8 protein-coding genes and 2 pseudogenes are annotated in these 13144 nt (G+C 33.9%); 4 read left to right on the plus strand and 6 right to left on the minus strand.

The genetic code is table 11. From position 1 onward, the window contains the following. Positions 1–44: 44 nt before the first annotated feature. The gene (gene ydiJ, locus A6B44_RS01060) at positions 45–3149 is read right to left on the minus strand and encodes a D-2-hydroxyglutarate dehydrogenase YdiJ (RefSeq protein WP_090923127.1); all 3105 of its coding nucleotides are present in this window, start codon (positions 3147–3149) and stop codon (positions 45–47) included. Between the two features lie 270 nt (positions 3150–3419). Here ydiJ and ompA point away from each other — a divergent pair, with 270 nt between their 5' ends. Beyond that, a complete protein-coding gene (ompA, locus tag A6B44_RS01065; protein ID WP_090923125.1) occupies positions 3420–4475 on the plus strand; it encodes a porin OmpA in 1056 nt (351 codons plus the stop codon). 161 nt (positions 4476–4636) lie between these two features. Here ompA and A6B44_RS01070 read toward each other — a convergent pair. Beyond that, positions 4637–5542 (minus strand): annotated as a pseudogene (locus tag A6B44_RS01070) (IS256 family transposase, variant Zn-binding type); the annotation flags it as partial. Positions 5543–5862: 320 nt separating this feature from the next. Continuing rightward, positions 5863–6720, minus strand: coding sequence for a 1,4-dihydroxy-2-naphthoyl-CoA synthase (gene menB, locus A6B44_RS01075; RefSeq protein WP_090922975.1), 858 nt, complete (start codon positions 6718–6720; stop codon positions 5863–5865). Between the two features lie 238 nt (positions 6721–6958). Here menB and asnB point away from each other — a divergent pair, with 238 nt between their 5' ends. Beyond that, entirely contained in the window at positions 6959–8542 is a 1584-nt protein-coding gene (asnB, locus tag A6B44_RS01080; protein ID WP_090922976.1) for an asparagine synthase B, read from the plus strand. A gap of 127 nt (positions 8543–8669) precedes the next feature. Here asnB and A6B44_RS01085 read toward each other — a convergent pair whose 3' ends face one another. From A6B44_RS01085 to dapF, 3 genes and pseudogenes are all read right to left on the minus strand, one after another. Further along, on the minus strand, positions 8670–9431 hold the full coding sequence (locus A6B44_RS01085; RefSeq protein ID WP_090922978.1) for a biotin--[acetyl-CoA-carboxylase] ligase: 762 nt from the start codon (positions 9429–9431) through the stop codon (positions 8670–8672). After that, positions 9428–10452, minus strand: a pseudogene (gene murB / locus A6B44_RS01090) (UDP-N-acetylmuramate dehydrogenase). The gene A6B44_RS01085 and the pseudogene murB overlap by 4 nt, the downstream one beginning before the upstream one ends. 12 nt (positions 10453–10464) lie before the next feature. Beyond that, complete coding sequence (dapF, locus tag A6B44_RS01095) at positions 10465–11289, minus strand: diaminopimelate epimerase (RefSeq protein WP_090922982.1); 825 nt, start codon at positions 11287–11289, stop codon at positions 10465–10467. A 253-nt stretch (positions 11290–11542) separates the two neighbouring features. Between dapF and glyQ the strand changes: the two genes are divergently transcribed. Together glyQ and A6B44_RS01105 are read left to right on the plus strand one after the other, a co-directional pair. Next, positions 11543–12463, plus strand: a complete 921-nt coding sequence (glyQ, locus tag A6B44_RS01100; RefSeq protein ID WP_090922984.1) for a glycine--tRNA ligase subunit alpha — start codon at positions 11543–11545, stop codon at positions 12461–12463. A gap of 131 nt (positions 12464–12594) precedes the next feature. Beyond that, positions 12595–13143: a hypothetical protein gene (locus tag A6B44_RS01105; RefSeq protein ID WP_143054835.1), complete on the plus strand. Its 549-nt coding sequence runs from the start codon at positions 12595–12597 to the stop codon at positions 13141–13143. Position 13144 lies beyond the last annotated feature (1 nt).

The following is a 13144-nucleotide window of genomic DNA, read 5'->3' on the forward strand; positions in this document are numbered from 1 at the left end:
CGTTGTCCTTTAAGCGGTCAGTTGTTGATTGATTTTTGCAAATTTTAAGTATGGGATACTAATACACTCAATAACGCTTGAATAGGGTGTTTTAATATCACTTTTTCCATACGCTTGACTTGGCTACGGCAAGAGTAACCTGTGGCAAGACATTGTTCTATCGGTTTATCTTTAAATTTAGTTTGCCACGATTGTTCATAAATTGCTTTAGACATTGCTATATGTTGAGTTTCGTGACCAAAAGTCCCTGCCATTCCACAGCAACCGACATTTTCACTGTTCAGTGTTTGGTTGAAATACTCAAAAATTTGTTGCCATTCCTTCGTGCTATTTGGTAAAGCTGTGGTTTCTGTACAGTGTGAAAACAGATACCATTGTAAGCGGTCACTTATTTGTAAATTTTTGCAAACATCTAACCGCTTATTTTCAATTTGATGATTTAACCATTCGTGTACTAACAGGACGTTAAAATCGCCTCGTTTTTCTTGTAACAGATGATTATATTCATCTCGATAAAGTAATACTAAAGCAGGATCGACTCCTACCATTGGGATATTTAACTTTGCAACACGGTTTAAAAATTCTGCCTGATTTTTTGCTGTTTTAGAAAATTGATTTAAAAAACCTTTAATATGCGCCGCTTTTCCAGTTGGTTTGAAAGGTAATACAATAGGCTTAAAACCAATTTTTTGACAAAAATGGACAAAATCTGCGACAACTTTTGCATCATAATAAGAAGTAAAAGGATCTTGTATCACAAAAATAAATTTGCAAAAATCATTAGGTAAGTGACCGCTTGCAACCCAATGTTCAATGGTTTCTAACTTTTCCCCTTGATAATTTATTTTCACTAATTGCTGTTGTAAATTGGGTGTTGAAAGAGCAGGTAAGTCTGTCATTCCAATGGTTTTATTTGCTATTTTTTCTGCTATTTTCGTGGTACTAAAAAAATTATAAAAGCGTGGTATTTTTGCCATTAAAGGGGCAACAAACTCAAGATTAGACACTACATAATCTTTCACTGGACGAAAATAACGTTGATGATATAAATGATTAAATTGACTACGGAATGTTGGTACATCAATTTTTATTGGACATTGACTAGCACAGGCTTTACAAGCTAAACAAGTATCCATCGCCATTTTGACTTCGTGAGAAAAATCATAATGGGTGTTTTTATTCCATTGATGGCGAAGCTTAGCAACAAAATCTGTTAATTTAAGAGAATATTTTTTGTCTTTAAATATTAAATCATCAGGGCTAACCCCTTGTTCTGCAAGAAGTCGTAACCATTCTCGAATTAACGTTGCACGCCCTTTGGGTGAAAACACTCGATTGCCCGTTATTTTCATAGAAGGACACATCACACTATGCACATCAAAATTAAAGCATAACCCATTACCGTTACAACTTATTGCTCCTTTAAATTCGTTTTTTACCTCGAGGGGAATTTGGCGGTCAAAATCAGCACGCATAGGTGAATCGATAGGATACAACTTATCTTTACTTTCTAAAGGCGTACAAATCTTACCTGGATTTAAACGATTTTGAGGATCAAAAAGTTGTTTAATATAACGTAGCTCGTACCATAATTCCTCTCCAAAGAAATGCTGACCATAATAAGATCGCATACCTTTGCCGTGTTCTCCCCAAATTAAACCGCCGTATTTTGAGGTCAGTTTTACTACTTCATCAGAAATCGTTTTAAAGGTTTCAACTTGTTGTTTATCACATAAATCTAACGCAGGGCGAACGTGTAACACCCCTGCATCAACGTGACCAAACATACCGTATTCTAATTGATAAGAATCCAATAATTGGCGAAATTCTGTAATGTAATCTGCTAAATTTTTAGGGGGAACGCAGGTATCTTCCACAAAAGGAATGGGTTTTGCCCACCCTTTCGTATTACCCAATAACCCCACCGCCTTTTTACGCATTGCATAAATTTTTTCGATAGAGGCTAAATCATTGCAAATTTGATAACCAATGATACCGCTTGTTTTATTTGCTATTTTTTGATCGAGGGTTTGGCATAATCCATTAATTAATTTTTGATTTTGTTCTTCATCATTAGAGGCATATTCCACAATATTGATACCAAGGATAGGATTATTTTTATCTTCTAATAATAAATCTGAAACGGAGTGCCAAATAATATCTTGTTTGGCTAAATTTAATACCTTTGAATCAATGGTTTCAACAGAAAGTGCTTTTGCTTCTAACATCATTGGTGCAGAACGCAGAGCAGAATCAAAAGAATTATATTTAATATTAATTAAGGTACGATATTTAGGAATAGGCAATAAATTAAGTTTTGCCTCACAAATAAAAGCTAATGATCCTTCTGAACCTGTCAGAATACGAGTTAAGTTAAATTCTGACTCATCATTATTAAAGACGTTTTTGAGATCGTAACCCGTTAAAAAACGGTTTAACTGAGGTAGATCTTTCAATACCTGTGGGCGAATTTCTTTACAACGAGTAAAAATAGCAGAATACAGTTGTTTGGCTGTATCAGATAAATTTAATTTATCTAAATTTGCAAAAAATTGATCAGATCGTACCGCTTGAGTTTCTAATATTTCACCATTCATTAACACGGATTTAATTTCTAGTACGTGTTGTGAGGTTTTACCATATTGTAACGAACCCTGCCCTGAAGCATCTGTATTAATCATTCCACCAATAGTGGCTCGATTACTGGTTGAAAGCTCTGGTGAGAAAAATAGTCCGTGAGGTTTTAAAAATTGATTCAGTTGATCTTTTACTACGCCAGCTTGCACTCTAACCCAACACTCTTTGACGTTTAATTCTAGAATATTTGTCATATAACGAGAGAGATCAATAATGATATTATCGTTTAATGATTGACCATTAGTACCCGTTCCCCCACCTCGAGGTGTAAAAGTCAGGGATTGAAATTCAGGTTTTTGAGCAAGTTGAATTAAAAGTTGTACGTCGCCTATTGTTTTTGGATATAAAATAGCCGATGGAATAGTCTGATAAACACTATTATCCGTTGCCAAACTCAGACGATCAGCATAATTTGAAGCAATATCACCTTTAAAATGGTGTTTTTTTACTTCATCTAAGTAATGAATAACTTGATTACTTAATTTTGGTATGTCTGAAAGTTGTGGCAGCATAGTATTATCAGTCTATAATGGAAATAAAACAGGATAACATTTTACTATAAAATTTTAAATAAAAGTGCCTAAATGCAGTTTTTTGTATTTTAAATATACAGAACAGTAAAAAATATATTTTTTTTCCGTTTTTTATTGTACAATAACTGTTGTTTTTTATGCTTGCAATATTTTGTAGAGTATAGTAAAAATGGAAATGAACCTTTATTCTCTGGTGAGAATTCAGGGTTCAAAATATAATCTAATAAGTTTTTTTAGAGGAAAACAAATATGAAAAAATCAGTAATCGCTTTAGCTGTTTCTAGCTTAGCACTAGCAAGTGTTGCTCAAGCAGCACCACAAGAAAATACTTTTTATGTGGGTGCAAAAGCAGGTTGGGCTTCATTCCACGATGGTTTAAACCAATATGATAAAGCACCTAAAGGTGTTCACAAAAACTCTGTAACTTATGGTGTATTTGGTGGTTATCAAATTCTGAATAACGGTACTTTTGGTTTAGCAACTGAATTAGCTTATGATGATTTTGGTGTAGCAAAGATTCGTTATACCGAAGCAAATAAAACAGAAACTGTACAGAAAATGAAAAACCGTGGTCCTATGCTAAGCTTAAAAGGTAGCTATCAGGTTCTTAATGGCTTAGATCTTTATGGTCGAGTGGGTGCAGCGTTAGTACGTACAGACTATAACTGGAAAGATGATTCTCAACCAGGCCAACGTTCAAACCAAGTTTCAGCAGTATTTGCAACAGGTTTAGAATATAGCTTACCTTCATTACCACAATTAGCAACTCGTTTAGAATATCAATGGGTTAATAATGTAGGTAAACTAAAAGATGCTAATGGTGACCGTGTAGATTTCCGTCCAGATATCGCATCTGTAACTTTAGGTGTTTCTTACCGTTTTGGTCAAAACCAAGCACCTCAAGTAGTTACTAAAAACTTCGCATTTAGTTCAGATGTATTATTTGCATTTGGTAAAGCAGGTTTAAGAACTACTGCTGTAAAAGAGTTAGATCGTGCAAATGGCGAAATTAACAAGCTAGGTTTAGAGTCTGCAGCAATTCAAGTTAATGGTTATACTGACCGTATCGGTTCAGAAAAATCTAACGTACGTTTATCACAACGTCGTGCAGAAACAGTTGCAAACTACTTAGTTTCTAAAGGTATCAAACCAGCTAACATCACAGCTGTTGGTTACGGTGAAACAAACCCTGTAACAGGTAACACTTGTGACAAAGTAAAAGGTCGCAAAGCGTTAATCTCTTGTTTAGCACCAGATCGTCGTGTTGAACTTCAGGTACAAGGTACTAAAAAAGTAACTATGTAATAAATAGATTCTTTTTAAAGAATAATGAAATTAAAAATACCCACCAATGAGTGGGTATTTTTTTGTCATTTTTTTAGGCATAGTAGACAAAATAGTTGGTAATTTTGAGGAGCTATGCCCATAGTAGACAAATGAGTTGGTTTTTATTATTTTATAAATAATTACCAACTCCTTTTATTTAGAAAATCTTTTATAAACATAATCTTATGGTATTTGGTTAAACCATTATGATTAGATAGTTTTCGTTTAAGTTCTCCAAATAAACTTTCAAGCCTATTTGTTGTTTTTTCTATATTTAATTCAGGATATTTTTCAAAAGTAAATAAATAATCCATATTATATTTTAAGCTCCTGTAAGCATTTCTTATATTACGATGTTTAAAAGGATATTTACCCTTTTCATTTATTTTATCGGAGCGTTCATTTAAATATTCTTTATGTTTTAAATACCAATAATGTAAATTAATATAGAACTCGTTTTTAGAGCTATTTTTTAATGTTTTAACTAATATTTTTAGCTCTTTTCCCGCTTCAGATTTAGGGTTCCTTGTTAATTTCCTTATTACATTTGCTATTTGATGAAATTGGCAAAGTTGTGCAGGCGTATTTAAAAAATCTCTTAATAATCCTCGTCTTCCATCACAAGTAATAGATTGAATAATATAGCCTTTTTCTCTTAATTTATTCATTGCTAATAGATAATAAAGATTTTTTTCTGTTGTCACAATTTGATGATAAATTACCTTCTTTGATAAAGTGTCCATAAAAACGAGAACACCAAAATTTCGACCAAAGAAAGTGGTATCCATCATTAAGTTCAATTTATTATTTTGTGGGATATTTAATGGCGTTTTAGGGGCTTTTAAAACATATCTTTGAATAGTTCTAACAGAGCAATTATATTTAATTGCTAGTTGCTTATAGGTTTGTTTACCTTCTGTGTAATCTAGCCAAATTTGGCTTGAATTTAAGGATTTTTTGAAGGTAAAAGTTTTATTACAAATAGAGCATTTATAACGTTGAACATTATTTTGGGTACCATATTTGTGAATATTCGTTTTATGACAAAAAGGACAAGTTTTTTATTCATTTTCAAAAAAGTGGGCTAAAGCACAGTAATATAAAGCTTTAACCCATTTTTTACCAACTATTTTGTCTACTATGCCTTTTTTTAATTTGTTAAGTAAAAGATCGTACTTCAAATGTTGTAAAGGATTTTATAGTAAATCAATTAGTTGATAATTTTTGGTAGGTAGGGGCGGCATTAGCAAACTACGTTTGCTAATGCCGCCCCTACAAAATAATCATTATAAATCAATGTTATATATCGAATTTATGTTATAAGACATTCAATTTTACAATGATCAATGAAATATAACTAAAAATATTAGGGATTGCGTTTAAATTTATTAAAATTAGGCGCTCGTTTTTCATTAAAAGCGTTACGCCCTTCTTGCCCTTCTTCTGTCATATAAAATAACATCGTGGCATTACCAGCCAGTTCTTGTAAACCTGATTGACCGTCACAATCTGCATTTAATGCTGCTTTTAAGCAACGTAACGCAATAGGACTATTACGTAACATTTCACGACACCAACGTACAGTTTCTTTTTCAAGTTCAGCGTAGGGTACAACAGTATTGACTAATCCCATTTCAAGGGCTTCTTGGGCATTGTATTGACGGCATAAAAACCAAATTTCACGTGCTTTTTTCTGACCTACAATTCGAGCCATATAACTTGTACCCCAACCACCGTCAAATGAACCGACTTTTGGACCTGTTTGACCAAAAATCGCATTTTCTGCAGCAATAGTTAAATCACACATCATATGTAGCACGTGCCCACCACCGATAGAATAACCTGCAACCATTGCAACTACTGGTTTTGGGCAAGTACGAATATCACGTTGGAAATCCAGTACATTTAAGTGATGAACGCCACTATCATCTTTATAACCACCGTAATCACCACGTACTTTTTGATCTCCTCCTGAACAAAAGGCTTTTTCGCCTTGACCCGTTAAAATAATTACGCCAATTTTTTCATCAAAACGAGCATCTGAAAATGCTTGAATCATTTCTTTAACAGTCTGTGGGCGGAATGCATTACGCACTTCAGGACGATTAATGGTAATTTTTGCGATACCATCAAGGGATTTATGATAAAGAATATCTGTATAATTCTCACTGTGATCTTGCCACTGTACTGGCGAATAAAGTATTTCATCAGCTGGGTTTTGCATAATTAACTCCTGTTAAGTAAAAGTAGACGAATTATAACGGAATTTGATTGTTTTAACGATAACTACTAAAAATCTAGCTGACGTATAAGTAGATTAAATTTAAAAAAATAAGATAATTTTAGATAAAATATAACTAATGGTAATAAATTGCGGAGTTTAATTTTGTACTGTTTGCATTTTGTTTTTTTTTATTTAAAATAACGCTTACTATATAAATAATAATAATTTGGAGAAAAAAATGTGTGGTTTTGTATTTTCATCAGCTAAACAAATGAGTGAAGCATTTAAACAAGGTTATGATTCAACGTTTCATCGAGGTCCTGATCATCAAAGTGTCACTGTTGATGAAAGTGGTATTTGGGGATTTCATCGTTTATCTATTATGGATATGAGTGATAATGGCAATCAGCCTTTTGAGCATAATGATATTAAATTAATGTGTAATGGTGAAGTTTATAATTTTGAATATTTAAAAGAAATTTTAAAGGATACCTATAATTTTCATTCAGGTAGTGATTGTGAAGTGTTAATCCCACTTTATGAACATGTTGGTATTGATGTAATGATGAAAATGCTTGATGCTGAATTTGCATTGGTAATGGTGGATCGTAAAACTGGTGAAGTTATGGCTGGTCGTGATCCTATGGGTATCCGTCCACTATTTTATGGTTACGATAAGGAGAGTGGTGAAATCGCCTTTGCTTCTGAAGCTAAAGGATTGATGCCATTTTGTCGAGATATAACGCCATTCCCACCAGGACATTATTATAAAGCAGGTAAGTTTGTTTGCTATAACGATATTGCAGATCCAAAAGTGATTGTCGATCAAGATGTGGAAACCATTGCGAAAAACTTAAAAGAAAAATTAGAAGCAGCCGTTATCAAACGTTTACACGCTGATGCACCATTAGGCTTTTTATTAAGTGGTGGACTAGATTCATCATTAGTGTGTGCCATTGCTCAAAAACATTTAGATAAACCAATTCGTACTTTTGCAGTGGGAATGGATACCGATCCAATCGATTTAAAATATGCCAAAGAAGTGGCGGATCATTTAGGCTGTGAACACACTGAAGTGATTATGACTAAAGAAGATGTGTTAGAAGCATTAGAAACGGTTATTTGGCACTTAGAAACGTGGGATATTACAACGGTTCGTGCAAGTATGGGAATGTATTTAATTTGTAAATATATCCGTGAAAATACCGATTTGAAAGTGCTTTTAACAGGTGAAGTTAGTGATGAAATCTTTGGCTATAAATATACGGATTTTGCACCAAGTCCTGCTGAATTCCAAAAAGAGTCACAAAAACGTATGCGAGAGCTATATATGTATGATGTGCTACGTGCAGATCGCTGTTTAGCAGCCAATTCTCTTGAAGCTCGTGTACCATTTAGTGATATTGATTTTGTGGATTACGCAATGAGTATCAACCCAGAACGCAAAATGAACAAATATGGCAAAGGTAAATACTTACTACGTCGTGCATTTGAAGGGTTAGATTATTTACCTGATAGCATTTTATATCGTGAAAAAGCAGCTTTCAGTGATGCAGTAGGTCATTCAATGGTAGATCATTTAAAAGCCTTTGCTGAAAGTAAATACTCTGATGAAGATTTAGAAAATGCTAAACAAAAATATTTACATGGAACACCATTTACCAAAGAATCGTTACTTTACCGTGACATTTTTGAAAAGTTCTACGCAGGACAAGCAGAATGGATCAAAGATTTCTGGATGCCAAACAAAGAATGGGAAGGCTGTAACGTTGATGATCCATCTGCTCGTGTACTTAAAAACTATGGAGATAGTGGTAAGTAGATAGTGAAGCGGGTACATTCTATCTAAAATTTGCAAAAATAAAGTTGATTTTATTGATTGTGATGTAGTTCATAATAAATTAAAACGCTTATCTCTATCACATTGGAGAATAAGCGTTTTTTTGTGGTTATTTTTGTCTTAAAGACACATCTCCAATAGAAAACATTAAGATTTCATTATTGGGTAGTTTCAGTAGTAATTCGCCTTTGTGATTAATACCTTGTGAAATACCACAATATGTTTGAGTTTCTGTGATAACAGAAACCTCTTTTTGGAAAAAGAGATCGTAATGTTGCCATATTTGGGTATAAGATTTAAAACCTGTTTGTGGGTAATCTATCAATACTTGATGTAATTTTTTAGTTAAGCAAATAACCAATTGATTATAATCTATGGCATATTCAGATAGGTTACTGACTGGCTGGTTAATTTTATCTTGTTTATCCATTATTTTGGCTAAATTTATTCCGATACCCATCACTAAATAAATATTTGGCAGTGAGGTTTGTAATTCAACCAATACGCCTGCTACTTTTTGACCTTTATGATAAACATCATTCGGCCATTTAATGCTCAAATCTTTTACACCTTGTTGTTGTAAACTTTCGATAACCATAAGACCAATAATTAGACTCAAAGGTGATAATAATAAGTTTTGTTGGATTGGATAATACCATATCAAAGAATAATTTAGGTTACCTTGCGGAGCAACCCACTGGCGACCTCGTCTGCCACGTCCTGCTGTTTGTGTTTTTGCAATACACACTGAACCTTGAGGCACAGTTTTGCAATAGGTAAGTAAGTACTCATTTGTTGAATCAATACAGTCAAAAAGATAGAGCTGACCTTGTGACATTTGTTGAATGAATGTGTTATTTAATTCACTCATCGAGTGATTTCCTCACTATCGACTTCACCTTTAGCACCAATAAAACGCACTTCAGGGGCAATCATTACGCCAAATTTTTGATGTACTTTTTGACGCACTATTTTGGCAAGTTCAACAATATCTTTACCTGTCGCATTGTCTTTATTTATCAATACTAATGCTTGTTTTAAATGAACCATTGCCCCCCAACTTGAAAGCCTTTTAGATTACATTGATCGATCAACCAACCAGCAGGTAATTTTACCGTACCATCGGATTGAATATAATGCGGCATTTGTGGATAAGCGGTACGAAGTTGTTCAAATTTTGCAAAATCTATCACAGGATTTTTAAAGAAACTCCCTGCATTGCCAAATTCATCAGGATTAGGTAATTTTGCCATTCGTATTTTGCAGACTTCATCAAAAATTTGTTGAGGTGTCACGGTGTTAGCATCAAATTGGCTTAATGAACCATATTCTAGTTTAGGTTGCCACGCTTTAGCTAATTTGAATCCAACGGCAATAATAGCAAACTTATCTTTATATTGATGTTTAAAAATACTGTCTCGGTAGCCAAATTGGCATTCATTGTTAGTTAAACGATGTTGTGTTCCTGTCGTTAAATCAAGTACTTCAACATAATCGCATACTTGCTCAAGTTCAACACCATAAGCACCAATATTTTGAATGGGGGATGAACCGACACAACCAGGTATCAAGGCTAAATTTTCCAATCCTGCGATATGATTATCTAACGTCCATTTTACGAATTGATGCCAATTTTCACCTCCTGAAACCTGTAAGTAGTGAAAATCTTCATCTTGATGATGCTTAATACCTTTTAAACAGTTAATAAATACCGTGCCATTAAAATCCTTTACAAAAAGCACATTACTGCCTTGCCCTAATAATAATTTAGGGGAGGTTGTTTTGCTCCATTCACTAAAAAGTTGTTCAGCTGAATAAACTTTAATGATTTCTTGTGCTTTTACATCTAAATGAAAAGTATGAAAGCGTTTCAAATTTTTTGTCATTATCATTAACCTTACAAATTAAAAATGGATATGACCATCATAGACGTGGGAGGTATTGCCTGTCATAAAAAGATCTTGCCCTTCACCTTGCCAGTCAATTTGTAGTGAACCACCTCGTAATTCTACTTTCACACTATGATCTAACACACCTTGCATAATACCGACTGCAACAGCACCACAAGCACCACTTCCACAAGCTTGTGTTTCTCCAGCACCTCGCTCATAAACACGTAATTTAATATGATTGCGAGTAAGCACTTGCATAAATCCAACATTGGCTTTTTCAGGAAAACGTTCATGGCTTTCGAGTAACGCACCCAATTTATTTACATTGGCCGTTTCGACATTATCCACTTGCAATACACAATGAGGGTTACCCATTGATACGACACCACAAATCGCCGTTTGGATTTCGGTTAAAAGTAAATAATTTTTCTCAAATTTATTTGCAGTAAAAGGAATTTTATGAGGCTCCCAAATAGGTTGTCCCATATTTACTCGCACATTGCCATTGTCTAGCAAACGTAATGTCATTTTGCCTTTAGCAGTGCTGACCTTAATCTCTTTTTTATTGATTAATCCTTTTGTCGTCACAAAGCGAGCAAAGCATCTTGCACCATTACCACACTGTGAAACTTCTGAGCCATCGGCATTAAAAATACGATAATGGAAATCCAATTCAGGATCATAAGGTGGTTCGACTAATAAAAGTTGATCAAAACCAATACCACGACGACGATCAGCCCATTTACGAATAAGATCAGGGCTTAGATACACATTTTGTGTCACTCCATCAATTACCATAAAATCATTACCTAATCCGTGCATCTTTGAGAATTGCATAACTTTTCCTATTGAGATATGTAAATATGTCTAACTAGAATTATAGAGTTTCAATCTACCGATTGCCATCTATAAATAAATAAATTTTAACAGCGAGAACTCAAATATGTATAAAAAATGATATTTTGAACTATTGTAGTAAATATAAGCGGTATGATTTTGATAAAAATTTGCAAAAAATTCCCACTAAGTGACCGCTTAAAGGTATAATAAAAGTAATTTTCTATAAACTTTTAAGAATTAGGTACAAATAATGACAACAGCAACAACCAAATTCAATGTAAAAACCTTTCAAGGTATGATTTTAGCCCTTCAAGATTACTGGGCAGAGCAAGGCTGTACAATCGTGCAACCATTTGATTTAGAAGTGGGGGCAGGAACCTCGCACCCAATGACTTGTTTGCGTGCAATCGGTCCAGAGCCAATGGCATCGGCTTACGTGCAACCATCACGCCGTCCAACAGACGGTCGCTACGGCGAAAACCCAAACCGTTTACAGCACTATTATCAATTCCAAGTGGTTATCAAACCATCGCCAGATAATATCCAAGAATTATATTTAAACAGCTTAAAAATGCTCGGTTTTGACCCATTAGTACACGATATTCGTTTTGTGGAAGACAACTGGGAAAACCCAACACTAGGTGCGTGGGGCTTAGGCTGGGAAGTATGGTTAAACGGAATGGAAGTGACTCAATTTACCTATTTCCAACAAGTGGGCGGATTAGAATGTAAACCAGTCACAGGCGAAATTACTTACGGTTTAGAGCGTTTAGCAATGTATATTCAAGGCGTGGACAGCGTTTACGACTTAGTATATTCAGACGGTCCATTAGGCAAAACCACCTACGGCGACGTATTCCACCAAAACGAAGTGGAGCAATCAACTTATAACTTTGAACACGCAAACGTAGAATTTTTATTCCACTGCTTTGAAGAATACGAAAAAGAAGCCAAAGCGTTATTAGAATTAGAACAGCCATTACCATTGCCGGCTTACGAACGTATCCTAAAAGCAGGGCATTGTTTTAACTTACTCGACGCACGTAAAGCGATTTCTGTAACTGAAAGACAGCGTTATATCTTGCGTATCCGTGCATTAACCAAAGGTGTGGCAGAGGCGTATTATGCAAGTCGTGAAGCGTTAGGGTTTCCGATGTGTAAAAAACAATAGATCATATTTCAATTAGGTATTAGGCGGTATATATCATGGATAGTTTTATGGATAGTGTGTTTTATAAATCACTTTCTATGATAGGCACTATAGGGACTAGTATCCTTATAATATATCAAGGATTCTATTTTATGAGAGATAATGCTACTAAAATGGTTACCTTTTTGAAAAGCCTATTACCTAATAAAAAGCAAATTGAATCTTCCCGTCAAGAAGAATATATAATTTCTGATCAAATAGATAGTGATTCTAGATATTATATTGGGCTATATGTTACAGAAAATATTGATAAGAGAAAAAAGTGTAAGAAGCATATTAGTGTTTTTAGTGTAATCTTTATTATATCTTTAACTATTTATAGTTTGTTAAGTTTATACTTATATCACTTTAATCCATTAAACATTTTCTTTTTACTAAGAAGTATATTTTTTAATGATATATCCCACAGCATTTTTTTAATTTTTTCAGTAGAACTATTAGCAATGTCTATGTTGTTTATTTGGGTTATTTTTAAAGACTGGTTTTCTGAAAATAGTTATGAAAAAGGTTACGCAGATAGAATAGAAAAAAAATTAGAGAACCTAAGATACCATCAAAAGCACAAAGAAGGTTTTTATAAAGAGTTAATGAATGAATTGAGAAAAGTTAGAAAAAGAAATTATATATCATACTTCTTTTAAT

Source organism: Pasteurella skyensis (assembly GCF_013377295.1).
In the GTDB taxonomy this organism is placed as follows: Bacteria; Pseudomonadota; Gammaproteobacteria; order Enterobacterales; family Pasteurellaceae; genus Phocoenobacter; species Phocoenobacter skyensis.